Here is a 17,267-nt window from a genome sequence, read left to right as displayed (position 1 = left end):
AAAATACAGAGACAATAATGAGTGAATACGCACGTTACTTTACCGGCTACCCTGCCAATATCGTTGAGCAAGTATTAGGACTAATAAAAGCAGGAAAGGTAAGTGAGTATTTACTTAAAAAGCACCCGCAGGCGCATCGTATTACCAGTGATAAGTTACTGTATAGCTACGCCACTGAGCTTAAAAAGCAGTATTTAAAAAACGCCCCGCCATTTGGACGCGCTGCGTTTAAAAAACAAGGTGATATGGTCACCAATGCGCTCGGAACTCACACCTATCGTATGCAAGGTAAAACCCGCAAGCACGATTTAGCAATAAACAGCGATTTATTGCACGCCCCTGAGCCATTATTAAAAGCATTAGTAGTGCACGAACTCGCGCATTTTAAGGAAAAAGACCATAACAAAGGCTTTTATAAATTATGCTGCCATATGGAGCCGCAGTACCATCAGCTAGAGCTGGATTTACGGATTTTTTGTGTAGCTATTGCGATGGGTGAGAATCCGTATAATTGAGCGGTCAGCGGTCAGCGGTCAGCGGTCAGCGGTCAGCGGTCAGCGGTCAGCGTAAAATATAAATACAACCTAACTCGCAATTAAAGCTCTCAATAATAAAAAACGCGATACTAAATCGCGTTTTTTAAAATTTACTGATAGCTAAAAACTGACAGCTAGCTCGTTAGGTTTCGTTTCACTTAACCCAGCCTACTTAAAAACATTAAAGCCCTAATTCGGCCATAAAGTCGTCGTCGCTATCATCTTGCTTTGGCTGTTTTGCTTTTTCTTTATCCGCTTTTTGCTTGGCTTCGTTTGCGATAATGTCGTCTGGGTCTACAGCTTCTACAATGTCAAAGTCGTGAAGTTTAATAAACTCTGTTTTATCCATCGCTAATTCTAAATAAAAGATATTTTGATTGCGAGTCGTAAACGTTACGCGGCGTGCTTGCGGGCGATCCATAGTGGTATCAACCGATATTTGCACTTGCTTGTTAATGGCCATCATTTTTGGCTGATTTTGAGTAATAGAGGTATGTAGCTGTTCACGCACTTTTGACGTGAAGTCGCCCACTATTTGGTTCATCAACTCGCCCATCACGTTTGAAACGTCATCAGACAAGTGGCTGTGTGCAATTTCGTCTTCTGGCATACCCATGTTACGCATGTAATCGCCATAAATTTCCATCGCCGCTTGCGCCGTAAAGTTGGTAACAACTAAGCCGGTAAAGCCGCCGTCAAATAAAACAAAACAACCTATGTCTGGTCGCATACAGGTGCGGGTAATTTTTTGTACCATGGCTGAATAGCTGATCTCGTTGCCGCTGGCTGATGAAAGTACACCCGTTACTGAGTGGCATAATGTTGCTAATATATCGTCGGTACTAATAACCTTACTTTTGCTCATTTAATAATCTCTTTTATACTTATTCTTCATAATTCTAGTCAAGCTACTGAATTTATCACTGACTATCCAGCATAAAATGTTAAAATAGCACTATTATTTTCAAAAGAGACTGCCTTCGTGAGTATAAAAGACAGTATTTATGCCTCTGAGCAACAAGTAAAAGACTTTAGTTTTGATCAAAACGTGGTTGAAGTATTTCCCGACATGATCCAACGCTCGGTACCCGGTTACGCCACCATAGTAAGTACCATGGGAAAATTAGCGGGTGAGTATGCTCAGCCAAATTCAAATTTGTATGACCTAGGCTGCTCGTTAGGGGCGGTTACCCTAAGTATGCGCCGTAATATTCAAACTGATAGCTGTCATATTATTGCTGTAGATAACTCACAAGCCATGGTGGAGCGTTGTAAGGTCCATTTACAAGGGTTTAGATCAGACGTTCCTGTAACTGTTACTTTAGGTGATATTAACGAGCTTGATATACAAAATGCCTCAGTAGTAGCGATGAATTTCACCCTGCAGTTTATTCCACCAGTGCAGCGCAAAGCGGTACTTGAAAAAATATACGCTAATTTAAAACCCGGTGGCGTTTTGCTATTAAGTGAAAAAATTAAAGCCGAAAACGAGCAATGCGATAACTTACTTATAGACTTGCACCACGACTTTAAACGTCATAATGGCTACTCTGAGCTGGAAATAAGCCAAAAGCGTACCGCCATTGAAAACGTAATGCGCCCCGATACACTTAGCACACATACACAACGTTTAAGCGACATTGGTTTTAGCCAAACGCAAGTGTGGTATCAATGTTTTAATTTTTGCTCAATGGTAGCAATTAAATAATTTAGAGAGTGACACATGTCTGCATGGTTTAACCAATTTTACGCTGCTATTGCACAAAGCCCACTTAGCCACTGGCTAGAAACCTTGCCTGCGCAATTAAAGCATTGGCAACAAGAGGCCAGCCATGGCGATTTGCCTCAATGGCAAAAAGTACTAAAAAACTTACCTGAGGTATCGACAAACCAAGTTGATATTGTCAGCAAAGTAGCAATAGGCGCGCCTGGCGAAATGACTGAAGGCGAAAAAAAGCAAACCACGCATTTATTAAAACGAATGATGCCTTGGCGTAAAGGCCCATTTAATGTGCACGGTATCGACATTAATACAGAATGGCGCAGTGACTGGAAATGGGATCGACTCCTACCGCATATTGAGCCATTAAAAGGCCGTACTGTATTAGATATTGGTTGTGGCTCGGGATATCACTTATGGCGTATGCGCGGTGAAGGTGCACAGTTTGTGGTGGGTATTGATCCATCTGACTTATTTTTGTGCCAGTTTCAGGCAATTAAACACTTCAACCCTGATGAAAACGTGCATTTATTACCATTAGGTGTAGAAGCCCTGCCAGAGCTTAAAGCATTTGATACGGTATTTTCGATGGGAGTACTTTATCACCGTCGCTCACCTATCGACTTTTTAGCGCAATTAAAGGCACAGCTTCGCCCTAGTGGTGAGCTAGTACTTGAAACTTTAGTTATTGAAGGCGATGAAAACACCGTATTGGTTCCGACCGACCGCTACGCAAAAATGCGTAATGTATGGTTTATTCCAAGCACTGCGGCATTAAAATTGTGGATGGAACGTGTTGGCTTTAAAGATGTGCAAATTAAAGATTGTGCTATTACAACGCTCGACGAGCAGCGTAAAACTGACTGGATGGAAAACGAATCTTTAGTTGACTTTTTAGACCCCACTGACACCAGTAAAACCATTGAAGGCTACCCAGCTCCACTTAGAGCGATACTTACAGCAAAAGCCTAATTTGTAGTATTAACTTTTATTTTCATGTTAAAAAGCGCCATTGAGCGCTTTTTTTGGTTACTAATACAGCAACTAGCGGACAAGTGTCCTTGTCTTTAAAATCAAATCCAGATTTCAACTAGCCGCGCCCTTGCAATTGTTGTAAAATACGCGCGTTTCTAAGTAAGCATCAAAACAACTATTTTGAGGAAAACCTGTGAGCGAACAAAAACAGTCTCTAAGCTATAAAGACGCGGGCGTAGATATCGACGCTGGTAATGCACTTGTTGAGCGTATTAAAGGCGTAGTTAAAAAAACTCGTCGTCCTGAAGTGATGGGCGGAATTGGTGGTTTTGGCGCACTTTGCGAAATTCCTGAAGGTTATAAGCAACCCGTACTTGTAGCAGGCACTGACGGTGTTGGCACTAAGTTACGTTTAGCAATTGACCTTAAAAAGCACGATACTGTAGGTATCGACTTAGTTGCGATGTGTGTAAATGATTTAATAGTACAAGGCGCTGAACCCCTGTTTTTTCTAGATTACTATGCAACGGGTAAACTAGATGTAGACACAGCAGCCGACGTAGTAACCGGTATTGGTAAAGGTTGTGAAATTTCAGGTTGTGCCCTAATTGGTGGCGAAACAGCTGAAATGCCAGGTATGTATGATGGTGAAGACTACGACATGGCAGGCTTTTGTACCGGTGTAGTAGAAAAATCAAAAATTATTGATGGCACTAAAGTAGCCGCAGGCGATCAGCTAATTGCGCTTGCTTCTAGTGGTCCACACTCAAACGGTTTCTCACTAATTCGTAAAGTATTAGAAGTCTCTAACGCTGATACTAACCAAGTGATTGATGGCAAAACCTTAGGTGAGCATCTTTTAGAACCAACACGCATTTACGTTAAACCATTACTTGAGTTATTCAAGCAAGTAGATGTGCATGCTCTTTCGCATATTACTGGTGGCGGCTTTTGGGAAAATATCCCACGCGTATTACCTGAATCTGCAAAAGCAGTTGTTAAAGGTGATAGCTGGCAGTGGCCTTCTGTGTTTAGCTGGTTACAAGAAAATGGCAACATTACCACTCATGAAATGTACCGTACATTTAACTGTGGTGTGGGCATGGTGTTAGTTGTACCTGCTGATCAACTTGAAAACAGCTTAAACATTTTAAAAGATCTTGGCGAGAATGCATGGCACCTTGGTGAAATTCAAGATGCGGTTGCAGGCGAAGAGCAAGTTGAAATTGTAGGTGGTGCTGCGTAATGGCACCCACTCGTCTAGTAGTTTTGATCTCAGGCAGTGGCTCAAATTTACAAGCCATTATTGATGCCTGTGAAAGCGGCGAGATAAACGCTCATATTGCGGCTGTTATTAGTAATAAAGCAGACGCATATGGGTTAGAGCGTGCAAAAAATGCAGGCATTGCAACGCAAGTACTGAGTCATAAAGAGTTTGACTCCCGCGAAGCATACGATGCCCAGTTAATGCATATAATTGACTCTTTTGAACCAAATCTAGTTGTATTAGCTGGGTTTATGCGTATTCTAACTCCTAGCTTAGTGCAAAAATATGTTGGAAAAATGTTGAACATTCATCCATCTTTGTTGCCTAAGTACCAGGGGCTGAATACCCACCAAAGAGCAATTGATGCAAAAGACGACGTTCACGGCGTTAGTGTTCACTTTGTAACTGAAGAATTAGACGGCGGGCCCGTTATTCTTCAAGCCAAGGTGCCTGTATTAGCAGACGATACTGCAGATACGCTCGCTAAACGTGTGCATGCACAAGAGCACATAATTTATCCTTTGGTGGTCAAGTGGTTCAGTGAACAACGACTTACGATGGAAGCAGATTATGCAGTTCTTGACGAAAAACAACTTCCTGCACACGGCGCGCACTACCCAAAATAAAAAATTAAGTGCCTGGCTATTTTGTGCGGGCACTTTATTACTGCCTACCAGCCTGGTTGCAGGTGAGTTAACCCAGTATCAAGCCAGCTACGATATTTTGCGCAAAGGCGCAAATCATGGTACAGCCGAGCGGACGCTTAAAAAACTCGACAATGATAACTATCAAGTCACCTATCACAGCGATATTGAATGGATGATTTTCTCTGACTCACGTCAAGAATCATCAACCTTTAGCTTTATTAATGATAAAGTAGAGCCTATTAAATACGCTATGATCCGCACAGGCACAGGGCCTGACAAAAAGTATGAAATTAACTTTGACCGTCTAACCAAAACGGTTACCAGTAACACCAGCGATTACCCGTTAAAATGCCAATGGGAAGATAAATTCCAAGATGGTATTTCTTATCAAGTACAAGTTCGTGAAGGCCTTAAAAAAGGCAAAACTAGTTTCTCGTTTCCGTTAGTTGATAAAAAAGGTAATTGCCGTGACTACGACTTTGAAGTGGTAGAAACCGAAATGATTTCTTTGCCTATAGGTAATGTAGAAGCAGTAAAAGTTAAACGCTTATACGATAACGATAAACGCCAAGCCTTAGCCTGGTTTGCCCCAGAAATGGATTACATGCTAGTGCGCATGTGGAAGGGTGAAAAAGGTGTGGAGCAGTTTGAAGTGCAAATGAAATCGTTTACCGTGATCAACCCACCTGCTTTACCTGCAGAAGTGAAAAACGAACTATCACCAGAGTAAATTGCTTACAAGGTGAAAGGCCCAAGTGTGACGACCATAACTTGGGCTTTTCATTTTAATACTTAAATTTAAAACTTTAAGCTGGGTTTCATTTCACTCTACCCAAGCTACATTAATTCACCCATTTTAAATAACGCAAACTCTCCTGGCTGCATTTTTTGCCAGCGCTCATCATTAGTTAATGGCCTTGTTGCTATAACCGTTACTACATCGTTTGGTGTGGTTTCTTGTTGAAAGTCGACCACCATGTCAGCATCAATCAATGTAGCTTTACCAAATGGTGCACGGCGCGTTATATAATGTAAGTTATTAGTACAATACGCTAAAACAAATACACCATCGGTCAATAACATATTAAATACGCCCTTTTCACGTAGCGTATGCGAAAGCTTGGCGGCGTATCTAAAAACCGATGCCATATTACTTGGACGCTTTGGGTATTTTTCGCGAATTTTGTCAAGTAACCAACAAAAAGCGAGTTCACTGTCGGTGTTTCCCACAGGTCGATAATACTCTGGTTTTAAATCGTGATAATTTGAAAGCTGCCCATTGTGTGCATAGGTTATTTCGCGCCCCCACAACTCTCGGGTAAACGGATGAGTGTTTTCAAGACACACCCGACCACGATTCCCTTGGCGAATATGACTAATAACCGATACGCTTTTAATTGGGTACGCTTTTACCAGCTTTGCTATTTCTGACTGGTAACTTGGCTCTGGATCTTTAAAGGTTCTGCAGCCTTTACCTTCATAAAAAGTAATACCCCAGCCGTCTTTATGCGGGCCAGTATTTCCACCACGCTCCAACAACCCTGAAAAACTAAAACAAATATCCGTTGGCACATTGGCTGACATGCCAAGTAATTCACACATAAAATAAATAAACCTTTAAAAAGCTAAACATAGAATATCGTTCTATTTTTAATAAGCGTACACTGATCATCATAAGTATATTTACTTAATTAAACTTATATTACTACTAGATTAATTGATTTTTTTAATGCTTATATTTTTTTATGATAAGCCAAAATAAACGATTACAGCCAAACTGTTCGTATAACATACAACGCATTGTAATAATCGTACCGATAACTACACTTTAATCTAAGTAATGTACTTGAAACTTAGCGTTACTAGCGCTACTCTAAACGAGGTGGTCTGACCTCTATTAAGGAATTAGCAATGACACTCATATTTACACTTGGTTTAATCGCACTGCTCAGCATTGCGCTTTACCACAGAGCGAGTTGGAACACAGCACTTGGTGTTTCTGCCGCAACATTATTAATTGGTACCTTTGCTGGTGCTTTTGGTTTAATTAGCTGGGTGATCTTTTTAATCATCGCAGTGCCTCTTTCAGTTACTGGTATTCGCCAGCAATACATTATCAAACCTATTTTCACCATCTTTAAAAAAGTAACACCGAGTATGTCTGACACCGAAAAGTCAGCAATCGATGCGGGTACTACGTGGTGGGAAGCGGATTTATTTTGTGGTAATCCAGATTGGAAAAAGCTTCACCAGTATCCAGTTCCAAAACTTACTATTGAAGAGCAGGCATTTATCGACGGCCCTGTTGAAGTTGTATGTAGTATGCTTGATGATTGGGAAGCTACGCATGAGCTGACTGATTTACCTCAGGATGTATGGCAATATCTAAAAGATAACAAGTTCTTTGCCATGATCATTAAAAAGGAATACGGCGGCTTAGAATTCTCTGCATTTGCACAATCGTGTGTACTGCAAAAACTAACCAGTAAATCAACATTGCTTTCGTCAATTGTTGGTGTACCTAACTCGTTAGGCCCAGGTGAGCTATTACAGCACTATGGTACTGAAGACCAAAAAAATCATTACTTACCGCGTTTAGCAAGCGGTCAAGAAATTCCATGTTTTGCACTTACCTCGCCAGAGGCGGGTTCTGATGCAAGCTCAATTCCAGACTACGGTGTAGTGTGTAAAGGGCAATGGAATGGCGAAGAAGTAGTTGGTGTAAGCCTTACATGGAACAAACGTTACATAACACTTGCGCCTGTAGCTACGGTACTTGGTCTAGCATTTAAATTACAAGATCCAGATGGATTATTAAGCGATGTTAAAGAGCCTGGCATTACCTGTGCGCTTATTCCAACAGATACCCCAGGGGTAGAAATTGGTCGTCGTCACTTCCCGCTTAATGTGCCGTTCCAAAATGGCCCTACTCGCGGTAAAGATATTTTCGTTCCACTTGATTACATTATTGGCGGCCCAGAAATGGCTGGTCAAGGCTGGCGTATGCTAGTTGAATGTTTATCGGTTGGTCGTGCAATTACATTGCCATCAAATTCAGCCGGTGGCATTAAAATGATTGCAGTAGCAACAGGTGCTTATAGCCGTATTCGTCGTCAATTCCGCTTACCTATTGGTAAAATGGAAGGGGTTGAAGAATCAATGGCTAAACTTGCTGGTTATGCTTACAGCTCAGACGCTGCTGTTAGTATGTCAACAGGTGCGGTTGATTTAGGCGAGAAGCCATCCGTTGTGTCGGCGATTATTAAGTACCACCTTACCGAGCAAATGCGCGATTCAACCATTCATGCAATGGACGTGCTAGGCGGTAAAGGGATCATGCTTGGGCCAAATAACTATTTGGGTCGTGGCTATCAAGGTGCACCTATTGCCATTACCGTTGAAGGTGCAAACATCTTGACCCGTAATATGATTATTTATGGTCAAGGTGCAATTCGCTGTCATCCATTTGTACTTACCGAGCTAGGTGCGTGTGAAATTGAAGACCGCGAAGAAGCGCTTAACGTATTTGATAAAGCGCTAATGGGCCACATTGGCTTTACCATGTCTAACTTAGTACGTACTAAATGGCTTGCCCTTACTGGCGCTCGTTTTACTAGCGTGCCATACAAAGACGAAACGGCAGAGTTTTACCGTATTGCGTCTCGCTTTAGTGCCTCTTTAGCACTTATGTCAGATATTAGCATGGCCGTATTTGGTGGTTCACTTAAACGTAAAGAACGTATCTCAGCACGTTTAGGCGACTTATTAAGTTACCTTTACTTAGTGTCTGCAACGCTAAAACGTTACAACGACGAAGGCCGTAAGAAAGAAGATTTTGCACTAGTTCAATGGAGCTGTCAGGATCATCTTTACCACTGCCAACGTGCACTTGCTGATTTAATTAATAACATGCCGTCGGCTCCACTACGTGGTGTTTTAAAAGTATTGTTATTCCCGTTTGGTCGTCCGGTTCGTAAACCTACCGACAAACTTGAGCACAAACTAGCGCAGTTATTGCAAGTTCCTAGCGAAACACGTAATCGTTTAGCAAGCTATGTATACCTTACAAACGAACCGCTTAACCTTGTGGGCCGTCAAGAGCAAACGCTTAAAGACGTTCTAGAAGTAGAGCCATTGTTTGAGCGTGTATGTAAAGAAAAAGGCGTAAAACTACCATTCTTCCAGCTTGATAAAGTGGCGCAAATGGGCTTAGAAGCAGGCATTTTAAGCCAAGCAGAAGCCGATAAGCTCGCTGCAGTTGAGAAAGCACGTCTAGATGTGATTAACGTTGATGACTTTGACCCTGCAGATTTACTTGCCGGCAAAGCAGCGCGTAATAGCAAAGCGAAATCTAAAAAGGCAGATGCAGCTTAATTAATTTAGTAAAGCTAGCAGCAACCCTGTTGTAATTAGCCAAACCAGCGCATAATGCGCTGGTTTTTTTTGCGCTAAGGCCTGTTGTAGTAAACACCAAACAACCCCTATTACTAGCAATAAGCAATTTGCTTGCTTAAATAAAACCACAAAACCAACCAGTGCGAGTAATAATACAATTAAGCTAGGAATAAATAAGCTAACAAAGAATGCTGTTTGCTTATTCTGCATGTTAAAAAACACACTGTACTGCTGATATAGGTGACGACAATCAAATTGTAGTGAGCTACTAAATAACACCACAAAGGCAAGTGACAAAATACTGAATATAGCAGCTAAATCAGCGCGCTCTTGTAACAACACCTTGGATGCCATAAATACACATAGTAATAAAGCTCCTCGCCATATCAAAGCCCAGCTATTATGCATAAAAAATAACAGCCAAAAGCCTGTAAGTGAATTCAACTTTAGCTTAGCTGTAGCATTAAAAGGGACCATCAAGGTACTTAGCGCAAACAACAGAACAAAGCCGCTATGATAAAGCAATGGACTGACATCAAGCGGTAACGTTGCCCAAACTGCGGATAACAAAAAACCATAAACCAGCGCTATTGGCTTGTATAAACATAAAATGCCGAGCACAAATTGCAATAGTAAAAACAACCAGAAATGCGGCACTCTAAGCCACTGACTCAAACTAAGATCAATCGCGATAATGAGGCTCGCAATCAACCAGCCATTGCTTAAAAGTAAAAGCTTTATATCCATAAAACCAAGCCAATATCGCTTCACCAATGTTTGTTGAAAGGCACGTTGAGCGCTGTTTTTTATAGCAGGTTTCATTGCGCTCAACATGACACTTTGCAACAGCAAATACAGCCAAGCCATCTGTGCACCATACTGCGGTGCATCGCTGCTATCGATAATTTTTCCCAGCCCTAAAAACAACAGTAAAATCATACCAAGCATGGCAGAGCCAAGTACCACTAGAAATAACAAGCCAAAGTTTTTAAGTTGCAACAATAATTGCGTGAGTTCAGTTTTGTAAGCCTGATAACGATAATCCATAAAAGAGCGATATTGCCCGATTGATTGTTTTAAGTTTGCAATCATAACGGTATACACTCAAAGCCACGCTCAATAAATGGCGCTGGTTCATGGCAGGTGATGACTATTTTCCCATTTGGCTTATCTATTAGATATTCATCAAGCAGTACTAATAAATACTGAATACTGGCTTGATCAAGTGCTGCGCTGGGTTCGTCTAGAAGTAAATAAGGTGCATCACGCATAAGCGCTAAAATTAACTGGCATTTCTTTTGATTACCTGACGACAGCGCATCAAAACGAGTATTTAAAAATTCATTGAAATTAAACCCATCTATTATTGTCGTTGGCCAATCACAATCCAGCGTATTCACGGACAAGTTAATAATTTGCTTTGCCGTAAGAAAGTCAGGTAAAGCAATACAGTCTGAGGCTATAGCAACTTGTTTATGCGGTTCGGTTAATGTTTTTTTAGAAAATAAAATCTGCCCACTTTGGCGCGTTTCGAGCTCTGCCAACATCATCAACAACGTTGTTTTACCTTGGCCATTAGGCGCTTCAATGCATATTTTAGGTGCACAAAACTGCACACTATAGCCACTGTACAATACGTTTTCAGCAAACTGTTTATGTAACCCAATGACTTCTATCATAAATACTCCCTGATTTTGAAAGTGAATTATAACTGGTTTTCTATTTTCGTGGGCTACATGGTTTGTAACACTTTATTGCAGTTCGAATAAGCTAATTACTTGCGTTTAAAAAACGTTCGGTTAACACTAAAAGTCTATAATTATAATCCAAGGAATGTATCTATGAAAAAAGCCCTCAAATTTGCTTGTATTACCTGTGCAGTATCAATTGCATTAACAGGTTGCAGTCAATCTAATAATTCAGCCTCTACCCCTGTGGCAACTGAGCAAAAACAACAAGTAAAAACCTATAACGCTAAAACCTTTTTTGATACAACATCTATCATGGGCAGTAGCTTTTCCCCGACTGGCGATAAAGTTCTAGTTAGTAGCGATGAAAGCGGTATTTACAGCTTGTATGAAGTTGACATAAAAACAGGTAGCAAAACGCGCCTAACCAATTTTGAAGACAGCACCTACCCTATTCGCTATTTCCCAAATGATGAGCGTGTACTATTTACCAAGGACTCAGGCGGTAATGAGCGCTACCATGTTTATGTGCGTGAAGTTGATGGTTCAATCAAAGATTTAACTCCAGGGGAAGAAACCCGCGCGAGTTTTGCAGGCTTTACTAAAGATGGCAGTCAGTTTTTTATTACCAGTAATCAACGCGATGCCAAGTTTATGGACTTGTATCGTGTAGATAGCAAAACCTATAAAGTCACGCCCGTTTATCAAAACACACAAGGACTAGATGTGGGCGCAATTAGCCCCGATGGACGCTACATTGCACTGTCTAAAAATAATACCAATAAAGACAGCGATACGTTTATTCTTGATACCTATAAGAAAACCCTCAAGCCGCAATTAATTTCAAAACACGATACACCAGCACAATATACGCCTGAGACCTTCTCTGTAGACAGCAAATATTTATACTACTCAACAGACGCTAAAGGAGAGTTTTCAGAGGTGTGGCAATATGAGCTCGCCACAGGCAAGCACAGCTCAGCATTAAAAGATGATTGGGACGTTAGCTTTATTTACTTTTCTAAATCTGGGCGTTACCAAGTAAGCGGTGTAAATGCTGATGCCAGCACAAAGGTCACAGTAAAAGACACGCAAACAGCGGATGAAATTGCCATGCCTAAATTACCTGCGGGAAATCTACGTGGTGTGAATTTCTCAAGCGATGAGAAAACCATGGCGTTTTATTTAAATTCAGATACCTCACCAAGCAACTTATTTGTTTGGCAAGTTGGCAGTAATGAAGCCAAGCAACTTACCAACACATTAAGTGAAGATATAGATCAAAACGACTTAGTAGAGAGCACCATTGTGCGCTTTAAAAGTTTTGATGATTTAGAAATACCGGGCGTATTATACAAACCAAAACAAGCCAGCAGCACCAATAAAGTACCTGCACTTATTTGGGTGCATGGCGGCCCAGGTGGGCAAAGCCGAACTGGTTATAGCGCAATGCAGCAACATTTAGTTAATCATGGCTATGCTATTTTTGCCGTCAATAACCGCGGTAGCTCAGGCTATGGTAAAACATTTTTCCATTTAGACGATAAAAAACATGGCACCGATGATCTACAAGATATTGTCTACGGTAAAAAACACTTACAAAGCCTAGATTGGGTCGATGCAGATAAAATCGGCATCATGGGTGGTAGCTACGGCGGCTTTATGACCGCAGCCGCGCTTGCCTTTGAACCGGAAGAGTTCAAAGTAGGTATCAATATTTTTGGTGTGACTAACTGGGTACGCACACTGAACTCAATTCCACCATGGTGGGAAAGCTTTAAAAAGGCGCTATACGATGAAATGGGCGATCCTGCCACCGATGGTGAACGTCACCGTGCTATTTCACCGCTATTTCATGCCGATAACATCACTAAGCCTTTAATGGTTATTCAAGGTGCTAATGATCCACGCGTATTACAAATTGAAAGCGATGAGTTGGTTGCTGCGGTTAAAGCTAATGGTGTGCCAGTAGAGTATGTATTATTTGATGATGAAGGCCACGGTTTTAGCAAAAAAGAAAACCGTATCAGCGCCTCCAACGCCTACCTAAACTTTTTAGATACTTACTTGAAAGAACGCTTTGGCCCACAAGGGTAATTGTAAGCCAATTTATATTAAAGCCTGCTGCGTTTTCATGTACGCAGGCTTTTTATTGCTTGGTTAATCTAGGTTCCAGTAAAGCGAGCGCCAAACCAAATACAGCAGCAAAAATACCTAAAAACTCAAACCAACTATTGCCTGCATGTGGCATATTCCGCGAAAGCTCATTTGCAGTATAAACACGTTTACCTCCCTCAACCTCTTCAACAAATGATTCACCGACATACTCACCCATTAACTTAAAACTTGGTACCCTTCTGGCCAGCATTTCCCGATTTTTCTCATCTCTTTTTTCTCGATTCGACTCAATAATATAATTGCTCCAATGAGTAAAAACATTCAGAGGTTCACCTGTTTTGATCACACCTTGTGATTTATATTCGTAAAAGCGTTCATTGAACACATAGTTTTTATGTCCTGCATAAAACAATGCACAACCAATAGATATTAAAAACATTGCGAGATAAATAACCTTACGCTGTGTGGCTGAGCTCTTTACTGCTTTACTTTTATACCACAGCTCTACATCGGGTATTTGCATCAGTCTAACTTTATCGTGACTCGATACTAGTGGCTTCATAAACTCATCAATTGAAAGATCTAATGCTATCAATAAAGCTCTAAATATTTCATTGGAGGGAATTGATTTATCGTTTTCAAGCTTTGATAAATAACTCTGCTCTATACCCGCTTGCTGGGCAAATTCAGGTTGGCTCAATTTTTTATTATTTCTTAGCTGCTTTAATTGCTGACCTAATGTACTCATCTTAATGCTTCCTTTTTAAAAGTGAGATTAGATTCTTGGTAATTCATGCAGAGATAAGAAGCTGAATATTAAAGAATAGACAAGAATATTAGCAGGTTAGTATATAAGAGTCGAGCTGATAGCTGATAGCTGATAAAAATGATGTTTTGATTTATTAATAAGTAAATTATTTATTGCTTGTTATTGAGGAAATAACAAGTGGCGGAGTGGACGGGACTCGAACCCGCGACCCCCGGCGTGACAGGCCGGTATTCTAACCAACTGAACTACCACTCCGCAGTGGTATGTGCATGGGGTAATGCACTTACTAATTTTGTTACGATATCAAATGGCGGAGTGGACGGGACTCGAACCCGCGACCCCCGGCGTGACAGGCCGGTATTCTAACCAACTGAACTACCACTCCGCAGAGATATCTTTTTTACTTGTCATTACTTAATTTGTTGGCGGAGTGGACGGGACTCGAACCCGCGACCCCCGGCGTGACAGGCCGGTATTCTAACCAACTGAACTACCACTCCAGCATACAAATTTTGTAATATAACCTTGTTTAAATAGTTGGCGGAGTGGACGGGACTCGAACCCGCGACCCCCGGCGTGACAGGCCGGTATTCTAACCAACTGAACTACCACTCCAGCGCGTATTTAAACTGTTATTTTTTCTTATTGGCGGAGTGGACGGGACTCGAACCCGCGACCCCCGGCGTGACAGGCCGGTATTCTAACCAACTGAACTACCACTCCATAATAAGAATATGTTTTACAACCATATGTTGTGTAAGTGTTGGCGGAGTGGACGGGACTCGAACCCGCGACCCCCGGCGTGACAGGCCGGTATTCTAACCAACTGAACTACCACTCCAGCGCATACTTACAAATTGTCGAAAATTGGCGGAGTGGACGGGACTCGAACCCGCGACCCCCGGCGTGACAGGCCGGTATTCTAACCAACTGAACTACCACTCCGTATTTTCGTTGCTGTCTGAGTCTCCCCTGACAGCGGCGTGAATAATACGAACCAGCCCCTATTTCGTCAAGGGCTTTTTTGTTTTTTTACAGGTTTTTTAGTCATCTGACATCGAAAGGTTTAAAATTCCACCTGATTTATCATTTTTTGAGCTATTTTCTGGTTCATCTGATTTTTGCTGTTCAGCTTTTTTTGACTCAACAGCTTTCTTTTTATTTAAAAAAGCTAAATTCAATTTAAGTTTTAATGGTTTGTTCTGCACAAAAACACGAATACATAACCAACCTATAAATAAAATGGCCAAATTTCCACCAACAATTAAACTAACCATTAATCCCGTGGACATTACTTTTGGTTTTACAACTGGCACAGGAATAATTTCTGGTTCGCTAACACTGGCAACTGGAATTTCTGGAATCACTTCAATCGGTCTTTCTATTTCAAATAAATAGGTTGGCAATGTAGCCATAAACTCTCGGTCATTGATTGTTGAGCCAAAAACAGAGATTTCAATGTTGTAGCGCCCCCAACCATAATCTTGTAAAGCCAACTCTCTTGCTGTGGTGCTGTTGCTATCTAAGTAAAATACCTGTTCTTCACCATTGGGATAATAAATTTTACCTTGCATGATCACCGTTTCAGCTTTTAAAAGCTTGTCATCAATATTGATCGTAATGCGATGATCGTCACCCTCTTCGGTTGCTTCAGCGGAGGTGAAGCTAAAGGGCGGCTCATGTACAACAATAGTATCTTGAACCACCCGTCTCTCTAATACGTCGGTGGTAATGTAAAGCTCAGGACGCCATTCGCCGGGTGTAAAATTCAAAGTAAACTCACCGGTAAACACACCATCTTTGGCACGCTCATCAAAGCCATAGCCATCATCTTTAAATTCGGTTACTTGTTGTATGCCTGCACCAAAGTTTTCAAAGTTCTCATTATTGGTGCTCACAAAGCTCACATTAAGCGAGACCGCATCTTTAAATAGGTTGGCACGAATCGGCTCGCCATCATTTAAAATCTCACCGGTTATTTTTACAGTTTCACCCTGAAAAAGAATTTTAGGCAGTGGTTCAACTTTAAGCGATAACTCACCAATAACAACAATGCGGCTCTCTGGCATTATTTGGCCAATAACTTGCCACGGCCCAGGCATAGGATTGCGAATAACCACTAAGTCATAATTTAATTCATCGTACCAATCAAGGCTGGTATTTCTCACCGCATTAATAGCAAAGTATTTAGTGCCATCGGGTCTTACTAAAATAACGGCAGGCGATCCTGGGCGTCTAAAGAATATTAATTTTATTTCATCAATTTTGTCATCAACACGAAAACGGTTATCCAGTAACGGGATTTCATTTTGTTTACCGCTGCCTTTTAACTCTTCAACTTGCTTTACGCTGTGTGCATCGGGGGGGAAACACACGGCGATTAAAAACAGTGAAACTACTAATAGCGTTTTCATAAAAATGCCCTATTCAGCGCGCCATAAACAATGGCCGCCCTCCTTTTGTACAATGTCTAAACGCGTTTGATGTGCGCTTTGCTCTGCATCGCTAGCTGCTATAACTACCAAAGGTGCTCTGTCGCTGTTTAAACGCCTAATACCGCCTTTTTGATCTTCACTCGAGTCATCTTTGTTTTGATTAAGGTTTAGCTTTACTTGCCCCCCGGTCATAGCCAGGTAAACATCGGCTAAAATTTCAGAATCCAGTAAGGCGCCGTGTAATGTACGCTTAGTGTTATCAACATCGTAGCGGCGACAAAGTGCATCTAGATTGTTCTTTTGCCCTGGGTGCAAGTCACGCGCCATTTTAAGGGTATCAAGCACACCACAAAAACTATGGGTGTTTTGATAGCCTTGGTTCAATAACGCAAATTCATTATCCATATGGCCAATATCGAACGGCGCATTATGAATGACTAACTCAGCCCCTTTAATATAGTCAAAAAACTCTTGGGCAATATCACGATAAAGCGGTTTATCGCGTAAAAATTCATTAGTAATACCGTGAACATCGATTGCTTCTTCTTCAATGCTGCGCTGCGGATTAATGTAAACGTGAAAATTATTGCCGGTTAACCGGCGATTCATAAGCTCCACACAGCCGATCTCAATGATACGGTGCCCTTGTTTAGGGTCGATGCCGGTGGTTTCTGTATCTAAAACTATTTGTCTGCGTGCCATATCGAATTAAGCCTG

At 41.4% G+C, this 17,267-nt stretch carries 15 protein-coding genes and 7 tRNA genes; 8 read left to right on the top strand and 14 right to left on the bottom strand.

The annotated features are described in order from the left end of the window. The first annotated feature begins 17 nt into the window (after nt 1-17). Nucleotides 18-515, top strand: a complete 498-nt coding sequence (locus B1F84_RS05335; protein WP_131690782.1) for a YgjP-like metallopeptidase domain-containing protein — start codon at nt 18-20, stop codon at nt 513-515. 202 nt (nt 516-717) lie between these two features. Here B1F84_RS05335 and B1F84_RS05330 read toward each other — a convergent pair whose 3' ends face one another. Further along, the gene (locus tag B1F84_RS05330; protein WP_010391441.1) at nt 718-1,401 is read right to left on the bottom strand and encodes a DUF3334 family protein; all 684 of its coding nucleotides are present in this window, start codon (nt 1,399-1,401) and stop codon (nt 718-720) included. Nucleotides 1,402-1,518: 117 nt separating this feature from the next. Here B1F84_RS05330 and cmoA point away from each other — a divergent pair, with 117 nt between their 5' ends. The 5 genes from cmoA to B1F84_RS05305 all read left to right on the top strand — a co-directional run bounded on the left by cmoA (nt 1,519) and on the right by B1F84_RS05305 (nt 5,875). After that, the gene (gene cmoA, locus B1F84_RS05325; protein WP_055011763.1) at nt 1,519-2,244 is read left to right on the top strand and encodes a carboxy-S-adenosyl-L-methionine synthase CmoA; all 726 of its coding nucleotides are present in this window, start codon (nt 1,519-1,521) and stop codon (nt 2,242-2,244) included. A gap of 15 nt (nt 2,245-2,259) precedes the next feature. Beyond that, nucleotides 2,260-3,228, top strand: a complete 969-nt coding sequence (gene cmoB / locus B1F84_RS05320; RefSeq protein ID WP_131690781.1) for a tRNA 5-methoxyuridine(34)/uridine 5-oxyacetic acid(34) synthase CmoB — start codon at nt 2,260-2,262, stop codon at nt 3,226-3,228. 196 nt (nt 3,229-3,424) lie between these two features. After that, nucleotides 3,425-4,477, top strand: coding sequence for a phosphoribosylformylglycinamidine cyclo-ligase (gene purM / locus B1F84_RS05315; protein ID WP_008111645.1), 1,053 nt, complete (start codon nt 3,425-3,427; stop codon nt 4,475-4,477). Next, nucleotides 4,477-5,124, top strand: a complete 648-nt coding sequence (purN, locus tag B1F84_RS05310; protein WP_008111647.1) for a phosphoribosylglycinamide formyltransferase — start codon at nt 4,477-4,479, stop codon at nt 5,122-5,124. The genes purM and purN overlap by 1 nt, the downstream gene beginning before the upstream one ends. Then, nucleotides 5,078-5,875: a DUF3108 domain-containing protein gene (locus B1F84_RS05305; protein ID WP_240702025.1), complete on the top strand. Its 798-nt coding sequence runs from the start codon at nt 5,078-5,080 to the stop codon at nt 5,873-5,875. The genes purN and B1F84_RS05305 overlap by 47 nt, the downstream gene beginning before the upstream one ends. Before the next feature lie 107 nt (nt 5,876-5,982). On the opposite strand, the gene B1F84_RS05300 is transcribed toward B1F84_RS05305, so the two are convergent. Next, nucleotides 5,983-6,747 carry a class II glutamine amidotransferase gene (locus B1F84_RS05300; protein ID WP_008111650.1) on the bottom strand — a complete coding sequence of 255 codons (765 nt, stop codon included), beginning with the start codon at nt 6,745-6,747 and terminating at the stop codon, nt 5,983-5,985. 309 nt (nt 6,748-7,056) lie between these two features. On the opposite strand from B1F84_RS05300, the gene fadE reads away from it, so the two are divergent. Further along, nucleotides 7,057-9,519 (top strand): acyl-CoA dehydrogenase FadE, encoded by a 2,463-nt coding sequence (gene fadE / locus B1F84_RS05295; protein ID WP_008111724.1) that lies wholly within the window; start codon nt 7,057-7,059, stop codon nt 9,517-9,519. Here fadE and B1F84_RS05290 read toward each other — a convergent pair whose 3' ends face one another. Together B1F84_RS05290 and B1F84_RS05285 are read right to left on the bottom strand one after the other, a co-directional pair. After that, entirely contained in the window at nt 9,520-10,632 is a 1,113-nt protein-coding gene (locus B1F84_RS05290) for a DUF6136 family protein (protein ID WP_131690780.1), read from the bottom strand. Then, on the bottom strand, nt 10,629-11,219 hold the full coding sequence (locus tag B1F84_RS05285; protein ID WP_131690779.1) for an ATP-binding cassette domain-containing protein: 591 nt from the start codon (nt 11,217-11,219) through the stop codon (nt 10,629-10,631). The genes B1F84_RS05290 and B1F84_RS05285 overlap by 4 nt, the downstream gene beginning before the upstream one ends. 162 nt (nt 11,220-11,381) lie before the next feature. Here B1F84_RS05285 and B1F84_RS05280 point away from each other — a divergent pair, with 162 nt between their 5' ends. Further along, nucleotides 11,382-13,325: a S9 family peptidase gene (locus tag B1F84_RS05280; RefSeq protein WP_131690778.1), complete on the top strand. Its 1,944-nt coding sequence runs from the start codon at nt 11,382-11,384 to the stop codon at nt 13,323-13,325. A 52-nt stretch (nt 13,326-13,377) separates the two neighbouring features. Here B1F84_RS05280 and B1F84_RS05275 read toward each other — a convergent pair whose 3' ends face one another. The 10 genes from B1F84_RS05275 to dnaQ form a co-directional block, all read right to left on the bottom strand. Continuing rightward, nucleotides 13,378-14,094 (bottom strand): helix-turn-helix domain-containing protein, encoded by a 717-nt coding sequence (locus tag B1F84_RS05275; RefSeq protein WP_131690777.1) that lies wholly within the window; start codon nt 14,092-14,094, stop codon nt 13,378-13,380. Between the two features lie 199 nt (nt 14,095-14,293). Beyond that, nucleotides 14,294-14,370: transfer RNA gene (locus B1F84_RS05270), tRNA-Asp, on the bottom strand. Between the two features lie 53 nt (nt 14,371-14,423). Then, a tRNA-Asp gene (locus B1F84_RS05265) sits at nt 14,424-14,500 on the bottom strand. Nucleotides 14,501-14,538: 38 nt separating this feature from the next. Beyond that, a tRNA-Asp gene (locus B1F84_RS05260) sits at nt 14,539-14,615 on the bottom strand. Nucleotides 14,616-14,653: 38 nt separating this feature from the next. Continuing rightward, nucleotides 14,654-14,730 (bottom strand) — tRNA-Asp (locus B1F84_RS05255). Between the two features lie 31 nt (nt 14,731-14,761). Next, nucleotides 14,762-14,838, bottom strand: a tRNA-Asp gene (locus B1F84_RS05250). A gap of 41 nt (nt 14,839-14,879) precedes the next feature. Then, nucleotides 14,880-14,956 (bottom strand) — tRNA-Asp (locus B1F84_RS05245). A gap of 27 nt (nt 14,957-14,983) precedes the next feature. Next, a tRNA-Asp gene (locus B1F84_RS05240) sits at nt 14,984-15,060 on the bottom strand. A 98-nt stretch (nt 15,061-15,158) separates the two neighbouring features. Beyond that, the gene (locus tag B1F84_RS05235; RefSeq protein ID WP_131690776.1) at nt 15,159-16,529 is read right to left on the bottom strand and encodes a TIGR03503 family protein; all 1,371 of its coding nucleotides are present in this window, start codon (nt 16,527-16,529) and stop codon (nt 15,159-15,161) included. A gap of 9 nt (nt 16,530-16,538) precedes the next feature. Beyond that, nucleotides 16,539-17,252, bottom strand: coding sequence for a DNA polymerase III subunit epsilon (dnaQ, locus tag B1F84_RS05230; RefSeq protein ID WP_131690775.1), 714 nt, complete (start codon nt 17,250-17,252; stop codon nt 16,539-16,541). Nucleotides 17,253-17,267 lie beyond the last annotated feature (15 nt).

Source organism: Pseudoalteromonas sp. DL-6, from assembly GCF_004328665.1.
Classification (GTDB): Bacteria; Pseudomonadota; Gammaproteobacteria; order Enterobacterales; family Alteromonadaceae; genus Pseudoalteromonas.
The sequence above is the reverse complement of the archived record's forward strand: the minus strand, read 5'-3'. Positions and strand labels throughout refer to the sequence as shown.

Bases quoted from the DNA above. Each gene is read 5' to 3' on its own strand.
- purN (WP_008111647.1), top strand. From the start codon at position 4,477: ATGGCACCCACTCGTCTAGTAGTTTTGATCTCAGGCAGTGGCTCAAAT.
- cmoB (WP_131690781.1), top strand. From the start codon at position 2,260: ATGTCTGCATGGTTTAACCAATTTTACGCTGCTATTGCACAAAGCCCA.
- B1F84_RS05290 (WP_131690780.1), bottom strand. From the start codon at position 10,632: ATGATTGCAAACTTAAAACAATCAATCGGGCAATATCGCTCTTTTATG.
- fadE (WP_008111724.1), top strand. From the start codon at position 7,057: ATGACACTCATATTTACACTTGGTTTAATCGCACTGCTCAGCATTGCG.
- B1F84_RS05280 (WP_131690778.1), top strand. From the start codon at position 11,382: ATGAAAAAAGCCCTCAAATTTGCTTGTATTACCTGTGCAGTATCAATT.
- dnaQ (WP_131690775.1), bottom strand. From the start codon at position 17,252: ATGGCACGCAGACAAATAGTTTTAGATACAGAAACCACCGGCATCGAC.
- B1F84_RS05235 (WP_131690776.1), bottom strand. From the start codon at position 16,529: ATGAAAACGCTATTAGTAGTTTCACTGTTTTTAATCGCCGTGTGTTTC.
- B1F84_RS05275 (WP_131690777.1), bottom strand. From the start codon at position 14,094: ATGAGTACATTAGGTCAGCAATTAAAGCAGCTAAGAAATAATAAAAAA.
- B1F84_RS05285 (WP_131690779.1), bottom strand. From the start codon at position 11,219: ATGATAGAAGTCATTGGGTTACATAAACAGTTTGCTGAAAACGTATTG.
- B1F84_RS05335 (WP_131690782.1), top strand. From the start codon at position 18: ATGAGTGAATACGCACGTTACTTTACCGGCTACCCTGCCAATATCGTT.
- B1F84_RS05300 (WP_008111650.1), bottom strand. From the start codon at position 6,747: ATGTGTGAATTACTTGGCATGTCAGCCAATGTGCCAACGGATATTTGT.
- B1F84_RS05330 (WP_010391441.1), bottom strand. From the start codon at position 1,401: ATGAGCAAAAGTAAGGTTATTAGTACCGACGATATATTAGCAACATTA.